This is a genomic window from Agrobacterium sp. BT-220-3, assembly GCF_025910175.1.
Lineage (GTDB): Bacteria > Pseudomonadota > Alphaproteobacteria > Rhizobiales > Rhizobiaceae > Agrobacterium > Agrobacterium oryzihabitans.
Genome location: NZ_JAPAIX010000001.1, coordinates 1,029,615 through 1,044,843, shown reverse-complemented (window position 1 = coordinate 1,044,843; position 15,229 = coordinate 1,029,615). Strand labels below are relative to the sequence as shown.

16 protein-coding genes are annotated in these 15,229 nt (G+C 58.6%); 13 read left to right on the top strand and 3 right to left on the bottom strand.

From position 1 onward, the window contains the following. Positions 1–41 precede the first annotated feature (41 nt). On the bottom strand, positions 42–956 hold the full coding sequence (locus OK142_RS05375; protein WP_498681480.1) for a 2-dehydro-3-deoxygalactonokinase: 915 nt from the start codon (positions 954–956) through the stop codon (positions 42–44). Next, positions 956–1,738 carry an SDR family NAD(P)-dependent oxidoreductase gene (locus tag OK142_RS05370; protein WP_498681478.1) on the bottom strand — a complete coding sequence of 261 codons (783 nt, stop codon included), beginning with the start codon at positions 1,736–1,738 and terminating at the stop codon, positions 956–958. Before OK142_RS05370 ends, OK142_RS05375 begins: the two co-directional genes overlap by 1 nt. 71 nt (positions 1,739–1,809) lie before the next feature. Between OK142_RS05370 and OK142_RS05365 the strand changes: the two genes are divergently transcribed. The 6 genes from OK142_RS05365 to OK142_RS05340 all read left to right on the top strand — a co-directional run bounded on the left by OK142_RS05365 (position 1,810) and on the right by OK142_RS05340 (position 9,414). Further along, positions 1,810–2,694 carry an IclR family transcriptional regulator gene (locus tag OK142_RS05365; protein ID WP_498681476.1) on the top strand — a complete coding sequence of 295 codons (885 nt, stop codon included), beginning with the start codon at positions 1,810–1,812 and terminating at the stop codon, positions 2,692–2,694. Between the two features lie 184 nt (positions 2,695–2,878). Beyond that, positions 2,879–3,619, top strand: coding sequence for a helix-turn-helix transcriptional regulator (locus OK142_RS05360; protein WP_003494120.1), 741 nt, complete (start codon positions 2,879–2,881; stop codon positions 3,617–3,619). 78 nt (positions 3,620–3,697) lie between these two features. Then, on the top strand, positions 3,698–4,921 hold the full coding sequence (locus tag OK142_RS05355) for a CmpA/NrtA family ABC transporter substrate-binding protein (RefSeq protein WP_498681474.1): 1,224 nt from the start codon (positions 3,698–3,700) through the stop codon (positions 4,919–4,921). A gap of 128 nt (positions 4,922–5,049) precedes the next feature. Beyond that, complete coding sequence (locus tag OK142_RS05350) at positions 5,050–6,174, top strand: Mrp/NBP35 family ATP-binding protein (protein ID WP_498681472.1); 1,125 nt, start codon at positions 5,050–5,052, stop codon at positions 6,172–6,174. A gap of 327 nt (positions 6,175–6,501) precedes the next feature. Further along, the gene (corA, locus tag OK142_RS05345; protein WP_216330818.1) at positions 6,502–7,479 is read left to right on the top strand and encodes a magnesium/cobalt transporter CorA; all 978 of its coding nucleotides are present in this window, start codon (positions 6,502–6,504) and stop codon (positions 7,477–7,479) included. 15 nt (positions 7,480–7,494) lie between these two features. Beyond that, on the top strand, positions 7,495–9,414 hold the full coding sequence (locus OK142_RS05340) for a potassium transporter Kup (protein WP_082183806.1): 1,920 nt from the start codon (positions 7,495–7,497) through the stop codon (positions 9,412–9,414). A 65-nt stretch (positions 9,415–9,479) separates the two neighbouring features. Here the strand turns inward: OK142_RS05340 and OK142_RS05335 are convergent, their stop codons facing one another. Continuing rightward, positions 9,480–10,046: a dihydrofolate reductase family protein gene (locus tag OK142_RS05335; protein WP_498681467.1), complete on the bottom strand. Its 567-nt coding sequence runs from the start codon at positions 10,044–10,046 to the stop codon at positions 9,480–9,482. 227 nt (positions 10,047–10,273) lie between these two features. On the opposite strand from OK142_RS05335, the gene OK142_RS05330 reads away from it, so the two are divergent. From OK142_RS05330 to OK142_RS05300, 7 genes are all read left to right on the top strand, one after another. Further along, entirely contained in the window at positions 10,274–11,437 is a 1,164-nt protein-coding gene (locus OK142_RS05330) for a cell wall hydrolase (protein ID WP_498681465.1), read from the top strand. Between the two features lie 270 nt (positions 11,438–11,707). Continuing rightward, positions 11,708–12,073 (top strand): AtpZ/AtpI family protein, encoded by a 366-nt coding sequence (locus tag OK142_RS05325; protein WP_003521044.1) that lies wholly within the window; start codon positions 11,708–11,710, stop codon positions 12,071–12,073. A gap of 60 nt (positions 12,074–12,133) precedes the next feature. Next, on the top strand, positions 12,134–12,883 hold the full coding sequence (locus OK142_RS05320) for a F0F1 ATP synthase subunit A (protein ID WP_003494138.1): 750 nt from the start codon (positions 12,134–12,136) through the stop codon (positions 12,881–12,883). Between the two features lie 72 nt (positions 12,884–12,955). Further along, complete coding sequence (locus tag OK142_RS05315) at positions 12,956–13,183, top strand: F0F1 ATP synthase subunit C (RefSeq protein ID WP_003494147.1); 228 nt, start codon at positions 12,956–12,958, stop codon at positions 13,181–13,183. An 81-nt stretch (positions 13,184–13,264) separates the two neighbouring features. Beyond that, positions 13,265–13,906 (top strand): F0F1 ATP synthase subunit B, encoded by a 642-nt coding sequence (locus tag OK142_RS05310; protein WP_082183812.1) that lies wholly within the window; start codon positions 13,265–13,267, stop codon positions 13,904–13,906. Between the two features lies 1 nt (position 13,907). Continuing rightward, positions 13,908–14,393: a F0F1 ATP synthase subunit B gene (locus OK142_RS05305; RefSeq protein WP_498681459.1), complete on the top strand. Its 486-nt coding sequence runs from the start codon at positions 13,908–13,910 to the stop codon at positions 14,391–14,393. Positions 14,394–14,559: 166 nt separating this feature from the next. Next, on the top strand, positions 14,560–15,084 hold the full coding sequence (locus tag OK142_RS05300) for a hypothetical protein (protein ID WP_137037185.1): 525 nt from the start codon (positions 14,560–14,562) through the stop codon (positions 15,082–15,084). The last annotated feature ends 145 nt before the right edge of the window (positions 15,085–15,229 follow it).

The window sequence follows — 15,229 nt, the reverse complement described above, 5'->3', positions numbered from 1 at the left end:
GCGGGCGGTTTTCGCGAGAAATTCCGCTCACACTATATGATTTAGGGCCAGATGGCATTTGCAGCGGCCAGCAATCCGCGCCGCACGGCCTCATCTGCATCGATGACCGTATATTGAATGTCCAGGGCTGCGAATGCACCCTCGTAAAGCGCGCCAAGTGCGCCGGAGCCGATCAGCACCACCGGCGTATCCCGCCTTGCGGTGGAATGCGCGCCGGCGATTTCCAGCCCGATCATGATGCCGGAAAGCTTGGCCTTGGCGTCGGTTGCGGCAAGGCCATGCAGCAACTGCCCGGAGCGCAGGGTGAACAGCCGGTTGGTCGCCAGCTGCGGATTGGCGTAGATGTCGCGTACGGCCGCCTTGAAGGCCTCGTGTTCGCCATTAAAGGCTTCGGCCTCGGCCACCGCATGGGAAAGGATCGTCTGCTTGGAGATGACCTCGAAGAGTTCGCCGGTCATGAACGTGGCAAAGCCGGTAACGTCGCCGCCCTTGACCGTCACCCATTTGGAATGCGTGCCGGGCATGCAGACCAGCTTTTCGCCGGCGTCGGCGGAAGCGAGTGCGCCGAGCAGCTGCGTTTCCTCGCCGCGCATCACATCGGGCGCGTTTTTATCCCGCTGCGCCAACCCCGGCAGAATGCGCACATCCCGCGCCTGACCCGGCACACGAACCGCACCGTCGAGAACCGCGGAAAGCGATGCCGGCACGTCTATATAGCCAGCCTCGACCCAGCCCTGCCGCGCCCCCGCCATGCCGCAGACGAGAACCGGCAGGTTGTCGGGCGCGCCGATGGCGTCGAGATGCGATTGCAGCACCTCGGCAAAACCGGTGCGCATGGCTGTCGTCATGCCTTCCGCGCTGCGTCGTTCGGCCAGCACCGCGCCTGATCGGCTGAGAAGCCAGAGCCGGAAGCTGGTCGTGCCCCAGTCAACGGCGATAAAAGCGGGTTCAGACATTATAACAGGCCTCCGTCTACGATTATGGATTGCGCCGTGATGGCGCTCGATGCCGATGATGCGAGAAACAGGCACGGCCCCGCCAGATCGGCGGCGACAAGCGTGCGCTTGAGACATTGCCGCGCCGTGGTCGCGGCAATCCCGTCATCCGTCAGCCACAGTTCCTTCTGCCGTTCCGTCACGATCATGCCCGGCAAAAGCGCGTTGACGCGGATGTTTTCCGGCCCCAGCCTGCCGGCAAGGCTTTTCGTCAGGCCGATGATCCCGGCCTTGGCCGCCGCATAGGAGGGGAGATCGCCCATGTTCAGGAGAAACGAGATCGAGGAGAAATTGACGATGGACGCATCCTTCGCCTTTCTCAAATGGGGAAGCGCCGCCTGAATGGTGAAGAACATCTGCTTCAAATTGACGGCCTGATTGGCATCCCAATAGGCTTCCGTCACGGTGTCGATGTCGTGGCGGTCGTCCCATGCGGCGTTGTTGACCAGCACCTTGAGGCCGCCGGTGGCGAATGCCGCCGCCTCCACTGTCCTTCCGATCGCGGGAATGTCGCTGAGGTCGGTCTTGAAAAAATGCACCGGGTGAGGCGCCATTGCCGAAAGCCGCCGGACAAGCGCGAGGCTCGGCTCTTCCGCAATGTCGATGAAGGCGACCTTCGCCCCCTGCATGGCAAAGGCTTCCACCAGCGATGCGCCGATGCCCGAGCCGCCGCCGGTGACGAGCACGCCCGCGTCCTTAAGGTCAGGGAAATGGGCTTGCGTCATCGGCATCGTCTCATCCATTGAGGGCTTGATTGTTCCAATATATGGAACTAGATTTTACTAAATGGAATTATTCTCTTGGCGTCACGCTTATGTCAAGGCAGATGACGGTGGATGTTGCCATGCCTGATCCTAAAAAGCCCAATCTTAAAAAGCCCGATGATCAAAAGCATGACGCCGTTCCGGGCCGGGCGCGAAAAACGGAAACCGTGACCGGCACGCTCGGAAAGGCCGTCTCGCTTCTGGAACTCATTGCCTTTGCCGAGAAACCGATGCGCTTTACCGATGTGGTCGAGGCTTGCGGCCAGCCGCGCGGCACCGTTCATCGCCAGCTCTCCCATCTCGTCGCCGAAGGTCTGATCGACCATGCCGCCGACCAGACCTATGCCGTGGGTTTGAGGCTGCTGCAACTGGCGGCGAAAGCCTGGAGCGGCAACGATCTGCGCAGCATTGCCGCCCCCCACCTGGCAGCGCTGCAGGAGGCGACGCAGGAATCCGTGCATCTCGCCGTTTTGAACGGCGGCCAGGTCACCTACCTCGACAAGATGGAGGGCAAGCAAAGTCTGCGCATGCATTCGCAGGTCGGCAAAACCTCGCCGGTCTATTGCACGGGGGTGGGCAAGGCCGCGCTTTCGCTGCTTGCCATCAAGGATCTGGCGGGGATCGCCGCAGGGCTGGACTTTCACCGCTTCACACAAAACACGCTCGTAACCCCGGAGGCGTTGATTGAGGATGTCTCGGCTATCCGCAAAAACGGTCATGGCTTCGACCTGCAGGAGCACGAGATCGGAATCCATTGTGTTGCCGCTCCGGTGCGGGCGCCCGGGCGCAATTTTTATGCGGCGATTTCCGTCACCGGTCCCGCCTATCGCGTTGATCTGGAACAGCTTCGCAAATGGGGACCGCTGGTGCGCGAAACCGCGGATAAAATTGCGGCGGAACTTGCTTTCAAATTATCCCCGGTTGCGGACGGTTGAATAAAACAGGGCTAGCGAAACGCTGGCAGAGAACGGGTTTGTGAAAGTGAAATCGTATTTTCGATTATTCTGAATTAAGTTTTCAACTTTTGTTTGCATGAATCGATTTGGTGAGTAACATCCGCAATTCCGGGCAAAGGGGGTCTTTGCGGCGGCATTTTCTCATTCTCGAAGAACAGCTTTCATGCAGAAAACAGAGACGGCCGCCGTTCAGTCGATTGGTGTGGATTGCGTTCGCGAGATCGCCGATCTGAACACGCAATTCGACATATTCCGTTTTTTGAAACGGCTTACGGAGGCATGGGAATTCAAGGCCTTCATGGTACTCGACCTGTCGTCCGAAATGGCGAGCGAGCTGTCGCAATATACCATCATCACCAGCTGGCCGGCCGAACTTTTGCAGCGTTACGATGAAGAGGGCATGCTGCAGAACAGCCGGGTGATGGCGCAGTTGAAAAAATCGACCGCACCCTTTTCCGTTTCCATGGATTTTCTGGCCAAGGGTGACGAACATATCGCCAGGAAATCGGTAATCGGTCTCTTCGAGCGGTTCGAAATGATCAATTCGGTTTGGTTTCCCGTTCACGACATCACCACGACGAGGGGCGCAGTGTCGTTCTCCGGCAATAAGACGGTTCTGCCGCTCAGCCAGCTGGCGGAGCTTTTCTATATTTCCAGCCATATCTTTGCCCGGCTATCTGAAATCCGCCGACTGGACCTGCGCGTGCCCGAAACATTGAGCGAGCGGGAAATAGACTGTCTGAACTGGACGGCGGCCGGCAAGACCAGCGCCGAAATCGCTGAAATCATGATGCTGTCTGAGCATACCATCAATCATTACCTGAACCGCGCGACGAAAAAACTCGACACGGTCAACCGCACCCAGGCGGTTGCCAAGGCTCTGCGCGTCGGCCTGATTAAATAGCGAAATCGCAATTTTATCATTGTGATAAACGGGTTCCTGGGCGATCCTTCTTTCGAATCACCGGAAAGGAGAAATCGTTTGCCGGAACGGCATAAGGTAAAAGCGGGATTTTCTCCGACTGTCGACTGCGCCGTGCTGGTAGCCGCTGCCGAGAAAGGCTTTGCTGCCGATGAAGGCATAGAACTGGAACTCGTCCGAAAGCAGTCCGCGCGCGCCGTGCTTGCCGCACTTGACGAGAATGACGTTCAGATCGCGCATCTGCCCGCGCCGCTTCCGGTCGGTTCCGCCGTTGGCCTCGACGATCTGCCCGCCGATATCATCGGTGTTTTTACACTCTCCCTTGGCGGATCGGCAACGACCGTTTCTCATGGATTTTACGACGAGCTTTACCGTGAAGGTTTGAAGCTGCCGGATCCGGCGGCCTTCGGGCGAGCCATGGCCCGTGTCTGTGCCGCGCGCCGGGCCGCGGGCGGGAACCCGCCTGTATTCGCGGTCGAGGATATCGTCTCCACACCGTTTTATGCCCTGCGATATCTGCTCGGAAGCTGTGGCGTGCTGCTCGGGCGGGATATGGAAATTGTCGAAGCCCTGCCGAAGGCGATGCCGGCACTTCTGGAAAGCGGCAAGGTCGATGCGCTCTGTACCGCCGAGCCGGCGGGCAGCGCCGTGGTTCTGGGGGGTGCCGGACGGATCGTCACGACCGGAGCGCTGATCTGGCACAATGCCCCGGAAAAGATGCTGGCCACGAAGCGGCCATGGGCGGAGGCGAACGCCACCCTGCTGGAGGGGCTGCTGCGCGCACTTTACCGTGCCGGCGAATGGTGCGCCAATCCCGCCAATATAGAAGAACTCACCGGCATTCTCGCCGCTCCCCATTATATTGACGAAAACGGCGAATTCCTGCTTCCGGCGCTGACGGGATATATTTCCACCTCGCTGCGGGACATGCGGCGCAATCCGGAATTTTTCGTGACGAGCGCCAAGGCCGCCAATTTCCCCTGGCAGAGCCAGGCCCTGTGGTTCTTCAGCCAGATGTTGCGCTGGGGCGAGGTTCCCGCCGAGCGCCGGTTCGACGCGGTCGTGGTGGAGGCTGCGCGCAATGCCTACCGGCCGGATATCTTCCGCAAGGCGATGAAGCCGCTTTTTGTGCCCGTGCCGGGCGCAAACCTGAAGCTGGAAGGCACGCTCAGGGAGCCGGTGCATGTCGGTGCCTCGCGCACCGGCCTCGTGCTCGGTCCAGATTGTTTTTTCGATGGCCGCGTTTTCGACCCGGAAACACTCGATATGGACGACGAAATCTGAAACCGGGGTGTTAAATCGTCGCGAATGTCCGCACCATCTTCTTTAGCATTGGCTAAGCGCTCTGGCTTGTCTATGGATGGCGCGGAATTGAGCCCCTATCCGGCGGGATGATGTAGCGGAGTAAAATTATGGCAGAGGTCAGCAAGAACCAGGTCGAGAAGGCTTTGGAGGCCGTCATCTATCCCGGCAGCGATAAAAACATCGTGGCGCTCGGCATGGTCTCTGAAATCTTCATTGCCGACGCGAAAGCCTATTTCTCGATCACCGTTCCCGCCGACAAGGCAGCCGATATGGAACCGTTGAGGCTTTCGGCGGAAAAGGCCGCCAAAAGTGTCGAAGGCATTGTCGGCGCAGTCGTGGCGCTGACCGCGGATCGCAAACCGGGCAAAGAGCCACCGCCGCGCCCCGCCGCCGCAGCCGGCCGCCCGGCCGCCCAGCCACGCTCTTCCAAGGTCGGGGTCCCGGGCGTCGGCGCCATCATCGCGGTTGCCTCGGGCAAAGGCGGGGTCGGCAAGTCGACGACCGCCGTCAATCTGGCGCTCGGTCTGCAGGCGCTCGGCCTCAGGGTCGGCATGCTCGACGCCGATATTTACGGTCCGTCCCTGCCGAGACTGCTCAAGATTTCCGGTCGCCCGCAGCAGCAGGAAGACCGCATCATCGTTCCCATGGAGAATTATGGGCTGAAGGTCATGTCCATGGGCTTCCTGGTGGATGAGGAAGCGGCGATGATCTGGCGCGGGCCGATGGTGCAGTCGGCATTGATGCAGATGCTGCGCGAAGTCGCATGGGGCGAACTCGATGTGCTGGTGCTCGACATGCCGCCCGGCACGGGTGATGCGCAGCTCACCATCGCCCAGCAGGTGCCGCTCGCCGGCGCGGTCATCGTTTCCACGCCGCAGGATCTGGCGCTCATCGATGCGCGCAAGGGCATCACCATGTTCCGCAAGGTGGAAGTTCCGCTGCTCGGCGTCATCGAGAATATGAGCTATTTCATCGCGCCGGATACGGGAGCGCGTTACGATATTTTCGGCCATGGCGGGGCAAAGGCGGAGGCCGAGAGGATCGGCGTACCGTTCCTCGGCGAAGTGCCGCTCACCATTTCCATCCGTGAAATGTCGGATGCCGGAACACCTGTTGTTGCCGCAGAACCGGACAGCCCGCAGGCTGCGATCTACCGCGATATTGCGGAAAAAGTCTGGGCACGCATCGGCGCGGACGAAAGAAAACCGGCGCCGAAAATCGTTTTCGAATAGCGTTCAACAAGCCGACCCAATGGTGGAATAGAAAGAATATCCTTTAAATACAGCAGATTAATCGGTGCATTCGGAGAGGGTCTTCGGGTTTAATCTCCAGAGATGCTTCGCCTGCAAGGCTGTCGCGAAAAAATATTGCTTGATTGCTTCTCGCTTTGGGAGCATACGCCTGCGCCGTTTGGCTCTTGGTCCGTCGGGCTGGCGAGATGTGAAAATCCCGCCCGTTCCAGCGTTCCCTGAAGTGTCGTCCAAAGGTTTGCCGACCTTGAACAGGATATGTTAAGCAGCATTGCGGCTGAAGCCTGCGATGCGGACCGGAGAAACGGATTGATAAAAGCCTATCGCGCCAATTGCGAGGCGATCAGCCTGTCGCCAGACGACGGCTCCGAACAGATTCCCGACGACGTCGTCTGGATCGATCTCGTCAATCCGGACAGGGCTGAAGAGCATCATGTGGAAAAGCTGCTGGGGCTTGACCTGCCCACCCGCGAGGATTTGAAGGACATCGAGCCCTCCAGCCGCCTTTACATGGAAGACGGCAATGTCTTCATGACCGCTTCTCTGGTGTGGAAGGCGGACTCCGACGATCCGCGCCTGACCGACGTCGCCTTCATTCTTGCCGGTAAACGCCTCGTGACGATCCGTTATGCCGAGCCGAAGTCGTTCAACCTTTTCATCGCTGCCATCACCCGCGCGCCGCATGAAATGCGCAGCGGCACCGTGCTGCTTTTGAAGCTGCTTGAAACCATCGTCGACCGGACGGCGGAAATCCTCGAAAACTCGGTGGCCGGCATCGACAATCTCGCCGCCGAGATTCTCGGCAGTCAGGCGCGCAGCAAGCGCAAGCAACCGCGCTATCTCGAGGAACGCCTGACGAATATCGCCGCCTATCACCGCCTCATCTCAAAAGTGCGCGACAGTCTCGCATCGCTTGCCCGTGTGCAGGGTTTTCTGCACACAAGCACGCAGGTGCAGCAGGACAAGGAGGTGAGGGAGCAGGGCAAGTCGATCGGGCGCGATATCCAGTCGCTGACCGAACATGCCTCCTTCGTTTCCGGCAATCTGACATTCCTGCTCGACGCTTCTCTCGGCATCATCAACATCGAGCAGAACGGAATCATCAAGATTTTCTCTATTGCCTCGGTGGTGTTTTTGCCGCCGACCCTGGTGGCTTCGGTTTACGGAATGAACTTTCAGCTCATGCCGGAGTTGAACTGGACATTTGGTTATCCACTCGCGCTCGTCGTCATGCTGATGTCCGCAATCATCCCGTTTCTCTTTTTTCGTTGGAAGGGCTGGCTCTAAGGAGCCAGGATCATCATGTCTCAAATCGTCGACAAGGACGTTGCCGAGAAACCGGATTCGGACGACAAACATCAGAACAAGGGGCTTTATGCCGCGATCCTTGGTTCCATCGGTGTTGTTTATGGCGATATCGGTACCAGCCCTCTTTATGCCTTCCGCGAAGCCCTGCGGCCGATCGCCTATGATGGCGTGACGCGGGAGGAAGTCATCGGTCTGACATCGCTGATGATCTGGGCTTTGACGATCATCGTGACGTTCAAATATATCACGCTTCTGCTGCGCGCCGACAATGACGGCGAAGGCGGCACGCTCTCACTTCTGGCGCTGTTGATGAAGACGGCCGGCACCCACCGCAGCATTCTCATCGTGCTCGGCCTCATCGGCGCTGCCCTTTTCCTGGGCGATGCCATGATCACGCCTGCACTTTCGGTGCTTTCGGCGGTGGAGGGTCTGAAACTCGTCACTCCGGCGATGGATGACTTTATTATACCGATTTCCGTCTGCATTCTCATCGGCCTCTTCGCGATCCAGTCGCACGGCACGGGAACCGTGGCGAAATTCTTCGGACCGATCACCGCGGTCTGGTTCCTGGTCATGGGTGTTGCCGGCCTCATTCACATCGCCGATGATTTCGGCATTCTCTATGCCTTCAACCCCTGGCATGCGGTCGAGTTTCTGGCGAATGAAGGCTTTTACGGCATCGTCGTGCTGGGCGCGGTTTTCCTGACGATCACGGGTGCTGAAGCGCTTTATGCCGATCTTGGCCATTTCGGCCGCCGTCCCATCCAGTGGGCATGGTTCTGTCTGGTGTTTCCGGCACTGACGCTGAATTATCTCGGTCAGGGCGCGCTGGTTCTCAAGGATCCGGCGGCAATGTCCAATCCGTTTTACCTGATGTTCCCGCAATGGGCGATCCTGCCGGCCGTCATTCTGGCGACCGCCGCCACCATCATCGCCAGCCAGGCGGTCATAACAGGCGCGTTTTCGCTGGTGCGCCAGGCCATCCACCTCGGCTACCTGCCGCGCATGGAAATCCTCTTCACCTCGGAAACGAATACCGGGCAGATCTACCTTCCCGCCGTCAACACCATCCTGCTGTTCGGCGTGGTCGCGCTGGTGCTCACCTTCAAGAGTTCGGATGCGCTGGCCACCGCCTATGGCATTTCGGTCACCGGTGCGATGGTCGTCACCAGCCTGATGTTCTTCGAATTCGTGCGCAAGCGCTGGCAATGGTCCATCTGGCTGGCCCTTGCCGTGCTGGCGCCGCTTTTGCTGCTGGAACTGGTGTTCCTCGGCGCCAACCTGCTCAAGATCCACGATGGCGGTTACGTGCCGGTGATGCTGGCAATCGCCTTCACCATCATCATGACCACCTGGCAGCGCGGCTCGAAAATCCTCTTCGCCAAGACCCGTCGCAGCGATGTGCCGCTCAAGGCCTTCGTCGCTTCGGTGGAGAAGGAAAGCGCCCATGCGCCGGTGCGTGTGCCCGGCACCGCGATTTTCCTGACTGGCGATCCGGAGGCCGCGCCGGCCGCATTGCTGCACAATCTCAAGCATAACCACGTCCTTCACGACAAGAACGTCATCCTGACGATCCGCACCGAGGACCAGCCGCGCGTCCGCCCGGAAGATCGTTATACTCTCACGAAACTGAGCGATCGCTTTGCGGTGGTCGAACTGCATTTCGGCTTCATGGAAACCCAGAACGTCACCCAGGCGCTGGGTTACCTGAGGCGCACCGGCTACAAGTTCGACATCATGTCCACCTCGTTTTATCTCGGCCGTCGCAAGCTGGTGCCAGATCCGAAGTCGGGCATGCCGGGCTGGCAGAACCGCCTGTTCATCGCGCTCGCCGAAACCGCCGCCGACCCGTCGGATTATTTCCGCCTTCCGGCCAACCGCGTGGTGGAACTGGGCTCCCACGTCGTCGTCTGACTATTGGGTCGCATGCGCGTTGGTTGCCGCGGAGAAAACCCGGTCGAAGCTTATGGAAATCTGCCCTACGGCTTCGTCAAGGAGCGCCGGTAATGCATGGCGACAACGCCGTTGCGGAGCGGCTTTACCGAAATCAGTTCGAGGTGTCGCGCGCTCGGCAAACCGTTCTCGTACAAAGTGGGGCCGTGGCCGGCGATCCTGGGGTGAACGAGGAACTTGTACTCGTCGATCAAATCCAGCCGATCCAGCGCAGCCGCAAGCTTGCCACTGCCCAGGAGCACGCCCGCCGGGGTCGCATCCTTGAGATTCTGTATGGCTGTTCGCAGATCACCGGCGATGTGGTGGCTATTGTTCCAGAGGAAGTCGGTTCGCGTTGACGACACCACGTATTTCGGCTTGGCATTCAGCTTGATCGCCCAATCGCGCATCGGCGGAGATGCCTCCGCTTCGCCGCGGGCGACTGCCGGCCAATAGCTTTCCATCATTTCGTAGGTGACGCGGCCCCACAACATCGCCCCGCTCTCGTCCATGAGCCGAGTGAAGAAGGCGTGTGTCTCGTTGTCGGCTATACCTTCCTGGTGGTCGACACAGCCGTCCAAGGTCACGTTAATGCTGAAGGTCAATAGTCCCATGCCGCAAACATACAATCTTCCGATATCGCAGTCACGCGGGCTCTTCCCTTGAAACGCCTGCCTCGGCTTTGGTGAGCCCGCACCCTGGAAGATGGTTACACATTAACGTGAAGCCACGTCCGGGCGCGGCGTTAACCAAGCATCAAGGTTAATAAGAGATTCTCGAACACCTGTAGCAAATTTGGTTGTCGGTGTTCGGAGTGCTGGTTTTGCGTTCGAAAAGTGTAATGCGTCGTCGGTCCTCCGCGTCCTTTCAGTCATGGACGTCCAGATGGGCCTCACCGGTCGTCTTCGGCCTTGCCGCCTGGCTCGTCTTTCCCTCCCTCGCTGCGCGTGCTGATCTCGCCTCCCTGCTGGCCGGGTTGGACAATGGCGGTGAGCAATGGCGCATGGTGCTGACAGCCTCTCCGGCCGGTTCCGTCCACAACGCCTCGCTCACTTTCAACGATGCGGCAGGGGAGGCGGCGCTGCATGGCAGCGGCATGACCCTGCCCGATGGCCGCAAGGTGGCCTTCGTGACCAACAAGAAGGGTGAGGAGACGACACCCGATAGCGACCGCGTCAACCGCGCCGCCAAGAAGGGCCGCATCGTCGCAACCGAAATCATGCAGCCGCCGAAGGCCTTCACTGCCGGTTCCGTTCTGCAGCGCACCAGCATGCTGGATATAGAGCCGCTGAAGCGCAAGGACCGCACCGCTTTCGTCAAGCCGAAACGCGGCAAGGATGTCGAACTCGCTTCTTTCTATTTCCGTCGTGATGAAAAGAAGGCGGACAAGAGCGTCTCGCCGATGCTGGCGGAACTCATCACCAACAGGACCCCGGACATTCTCGCCACGGCTTACGCGCCCGCCGCACCGGATTTTGCCCGCGAGTCTCCTTTCGACGCCATTCTCAGGAAGCCCGAGGCGGGACGTTTCGTGCCGCAGATCAGCGAGGAAGACCACGCCTGGGCTGCGACCCCGCTGCCGGCCGAGGTGTTTTCGCCGGCCGAACAGCAATGCCTCTCATCCGGCATCTATTTCGAGGCGCGCGGAGAATCGGTGAAGGGGCAGGCGGCCGTCGCGCAGGTCATCCTCAACCGCGTCCGCAACCCCGCTTATCCCAAAACCATCTGCGGCGTGGTCTACCAGAACAAGGACTGGCGCAACCGCTGCCAGTTTTCCTTCGCCTGCGACAATATCAAGGACCGCGTGAATTCCGAACGCCACTGGAAAATGGCGCGCGAAGTGGCCATGGCCACCACCGCGGGCAAGATCTGGCTGAAGGAAGTGGGTTCCGCCACCCATTATCATGCCGTTTATGTGCGTCCCGCCTGGGGCAAGACCATGAAGAAGGTCGGCAGGATTGGCCTGCACGTCTTTTACCGCACCTATGGTGGCGGCTGGAGCTGATCACACCGCCAATTTGTCGCATTTTCCGTGTCAAAAATGCCGATTCCCTCGCGAAACATCGCCGTCAAACGGCGATTTGGCATCAAGTCATTGTTTTTCAATGATTAATTTGTGCTGAAACAAGCACCCTCAGTGCCTTGACTAGAGAAGCCCCTAAAACTATGTTGCGCGCGACTTCAGAGCGGGCTGGAACAGGCTTAATCCGTCACCGTTTACAACTCCAAAGGGTTCTGGCATGGCTGGAACGGAGAAAATGGGTGGGATTTTAAGATGACTGGCAACCGTGACGATAGTCTGGACGAGCGCCGCAAGCGCCTTGCTGACGAGCTGGCAAAGGTGAAGGCGGAGGATGAGGCGGAAGTGAGGGCGGAGACCAACGCTGCGGAAAACCGAAAAGGTTTTGCGATGGCGGTGAAGCTCTCATCGGAGTTCATTTCGGCCATCGTGGTCGGCGCTATGCTGGGTTATCTTCTGGACTATTTTGTCGGCACGACGCCGTGGGGGATGATCGTTCTTCTTCTTCTCGGTTTCTGCGCAGGCGTATTGAATGTGTTGCGCTCGACGGGCGCGGTGGCAAAGCCGCCGCTGCTGGAGAAGGCGGACAGACGAGACGAGGGTGGAAAAGGCGGCGTTTAAGCTGTTTTTTCTTGCAGTTGAGATGCCGCCATGAGCGGCGACAGGTAAAGAGGGCAGCCGGTGGCAAACGATCCGACCCATCAGTTCTTGGTGCAGCCGATCATTCCGATCGAAATTGGCGGCGTCGATTTTTCCTTCACCAATGCGTCGCTTTTCATGGTTGCGACCGTGGCTGCCGCTTCGGGTTTCCTTTATTTCGCGACGTCGAACCGCGGTCTGATTCCGACCCGCATGCAGTCCGTCGCTGAAATGTCCTATGAATTCATCGCCTCCATGCTGCGCGAAGGCGCCGGCAAGAAGGGCATGGTGTTCTTCCCCTTCGTCTTTTCGCTGTTCATGTTCGTGCTGACGGCAAACCTTCTCGGCATGTTCCCGTATTTCTTCACGGTCACCAGCCAGATCATCGTCACCTTCGCGCTCGCCTGCCTCGTCATCGGCACGGTCGTCGTTTACGGTTTCTACAAGCACGGTCTTCATTTCTTCGGCATCTTCGCCCCCTCGGGCGTACCGAAAGCGCTTTTGCCGCTTGTCGCGTCAATTGAAATGATCTCGTTCCTGTCGCGTCCGATCAGCCTTTCCGTTCGTCTCTTCGCGAACATGCTGGCCGGCCACATCACGCTCAAGGTTTTCGCAGGCTTCGTCGCCTCCATGGGCGCGCTCGGCGCGCTCGGCATCGGCGGCGCTGTCCTGCCTCTCATCATGACGGTCGCAATGACCGCTCTCGAATTTCTCGTTGCCTTCCTGCAGGCATACGTCTTCGCGGTACTGACTTGCATGTACCTGAACGACGCCGTGCATGGTGGTCACTGAGAAGTAAAGTCGCTGACCCCGGAAACGGGCGTCAAAAACAGCCGCAACAACCTATATCTCAAGGAGTCTCACATGGAAGCGGAAGCAGCAAAGTACATCGGCGCAGGTCTCGCATGCCTCGGCATGGCTGGTACGTCCCTCGCACTCGGCCGTATCTTCGGTGATTACCTGTCCGGCGCACTGCGCAACCCCTCTGCTGCCGACAGCCAGTTCGGCCGTCTGGTATTCGGCTTCGCCGTTACGGAAGCTCTGGGCATCTTCTCGCTGCTCGTTGCTCTCCTTCTCCTGTTCGCTGTCTAATACCGGCATCAGGTCTGGATCACGGCTCGCGCTAATGGCGTGCCGTGATCCTTCGCATTTGCAGTCCCCCTGGAGGTGAGCATGTTCGTGACCGAGGCTTATGCCCAGTCAGCACCGACCGTAGGTGAAACGCATACGGAAACTCCGGCTGTCGGCCAGCCGCAACCGGAAGCCACGCACACGGAAACCGGTGTAGCGCACGGCGCTGAACACGGTGCTTCCGGCGTTTTCCCGCCGTTCGACCAGTCTACTTATGCATCGCAGGTCCTGTGGCTGGCGATCACGTTCGGCCTTTTCTACCTGCTCATGCAGAAGGTCATCGTTCCTCGCGTCGGCGGCATTCTCGAAAACCGTCATGGACGCATCGCACAGGATCTCGATGAAGCGGCACGGCTGAAAACCGAAGCTGACGCTGCCGTCGAAACCTATGAAAAAGAACTCGCGGCAGCCCGCGCCAAGGCAAGCTCGATCGGCTCCGCGGCACGTGACGCCGCCAAGGCGAAGGCCGATGCCGACCGCGCCGCGATCGAAGCCGGACTTGCTGAAAAGCTCGTCGCCGCCGAAAAGCGCATTGCGGGCATCAAGGAACAGGCTTTTGCCGATGTCGGCGCTATCGCCGAGGAAACCGCGACCGCGATTGTCGACCAGCTGGTCGGCGCCAAGGTCAAGGATACCGACGTCAAGGCCGCCATTGCCGCCGCTTCGAATGTGAAGGGAGCCTGATATGGCGTTTGATGCATCATTTTTCGCTCTCGTCGGCCTTATCCTTTTCTTCGTCCTGATCGCCTATCTCAAGGTTCCGGGCATGCTCACCAAGTCTCTGGACGAGCGCGCCCAGAACATTCAGGACGAGCTGGCCGAAGCCAAGCGCCTGCGTGAAGAGGCCCAGCACCTGCTGGCTGAATATCAGCGCAAGCGCAAGGAAGCGGAAGCGGAAGCAGCAGGCATCGTTGCCGCTGCCGAACGCGAAGCCGCCGCCCTGACCGCCGAAGCCAAGCAGAAGACGGAAGAATTCGTCGTCCGCCGCACGGCCCTTTCGGAGCAGAAGATCAAGCAGGCCGAAGAAGACGCCATCGGCGCCGTTCGCGCCGCCGCCGTGGACATCGCCATTGCCGCTTCCGAGAAGCTCATTGCCGAAAAGACCACCGCTGCCGCAAAAGCCAAGCTTTTCGCTGCGACGATCAGCGACCTGAAGTCGAAGCTGAACTAAGGTCACTATCGGACTGTTCAAAAACCCCTCCGGCTTCTGCCGCGAGGGGTTTTTTGTTTGAGGTGTTAAAAGTATCGGACCGACTTACGGCTTCACGATTACAGACGTAAAGAAATAATGTAATTTTAAATTATACCTAAGAATATTCACTGGAAATCGAAATTTAATGCGTAAATGGACAATATATCTCACGGCATTAATATTGATCACGTATATTGGATTTAAAATGTTTGAGCGGGATCATCGTCTTGCTATTGCACCATGCGGTATGGGGATAACTAAAGTTCTCTACGCTGAGGAACGATCGTGGGGCATCGGATTTCCCGGCGATAGCGAGACGGGTGTTATCGTGCTGCAACTGCCGGACGCAGTCTCTGAACTGATCGAAACACACGGCACTGAGTACCTTAAAAGCACTAAATGCCCTTTCGAGTTAGCTCGCGACTGGCGTGGTCAGTATTACCGATGGCAACAAACACCGATTATAAGTGACAAGGAATGGCACGTAGACAAAGTCGAACTCAGCGACTATCTCGATCAATACGGTTTTGGAATCACTATTGATCAAGCCATCGAATCAGAAATAAATGATGCAATTTCAAGTGAGGGAAACTTCTTTTCATATGGGCGTATCGGAATCATCGTGCTCGTGCCCAAAACTAAACGAGCATATTATTTTTACGCGGGGTAAGCGCTGTAAAAGTGCCTTACGGCCAATTTGAGCAATACCGAAATTATGGTTGCATTCAATGTTGCGCCGCGCCCGTCCCGCTAGTCTCCTCTGCCGCATCACAATGGTGGTTGGATAGACCTGAATTCGGAGAAACGGCGGTCGC

Excerpts from the sequence above, each read along its gene's own strand:
- OK142_RS05375 (WP_498681480.1), bottom strand. The coding sequence starts at position 956 with ATGTCTGAACCCGCTTTTATCGCCGTTGACTGGGGCACGACCAGCTTC.
- OK142_RS05370 (WP_498681478.1), bottom strand. The coding sequence starts at position 1,738 with ATGGATGAGACGATGCCGATGACGCAAGCCCATTTCCCTGACCTTAAG.
- OK142_RS05365 (WP_498681476.1), top strand. The coding sequence starts at position 1,810 with ATGTCAAGGCAGATGACGGTGGATGTTGCCATGCCTGATCCTAAAAAG.
- OK142_RS05360 (WP_003494120.1), top strand. The coding sequence starts at position 2,879 with ATGCAGAAAACAGAGACGGCCGCCGTTCAGTCGATTGGTGTGGATTGC.
- OK142_RS05350 (WP_498681472.1), top strand. The coding sequence starts at position 5,050 with ATGGCAGAGGTCAGCAAGAACCAGGTCGAGAAGGCTTTGGAGGCCGTC.
- OK142_RS05340 (WP_082183806.1), top strand. The coding sequence starts at position 7,495 with ATGTCTCAAATCGTCGACAAGGACGTTGCCGAGAAACCGGATTCGGAC.
- OK142_RS05335 (WP_498681467.1), bottom strand. The coding sequence starts at position 10,046 with ATGGGACTATTGACCTTCAGCATTAACGTGACCTTGGACGGCTGTGTC.
- OK142_RS05330 (WP_498681465.1), top strand. The coding sequence starts at position 10,274 with ATGCGTCGTCGGTCCTCCGCGTCCTTTCAGTCATGGACGTCCAGATGG.
- OK142_RS05325 (WP_003521044.1), top strand. The coding sequence starts at position 11,708 with ATGACTGGCAACCGTGACGATAGTCTGGACGAGCGCCGCAAGCGCCTT.
- OK142_RS05315 (WP_003494147.1), top strand. The coding sequence starts at position 12,956 with ATGGAAGCGGAAGCAGCAAAGTACATCGGCGCAGGTCTCGCATGCCTC.
- OK142_RS05310 (WP_082183812.1), top strand. The coding sequence starts at position 13,265 with ATGTTCGTGACCGAGGCTTATGCCCAGTCAGCACCGACCGTAGGTGAA.
- OK142_RS05305 (WP_498681459.1), top strand. The coding sequence starts at position 13,908 with ATGGCGTTTGATGCATCATTTTTCGCTCTCGTCGGCCTTATCCTTTTC.
- OK142_RS05300 (WP_137037185.1), top strand. The coding sequence starts at position 14,560 with ATGCGTAAATGGACAATATATCTCACGGCATTAATATTGATCACGTAT.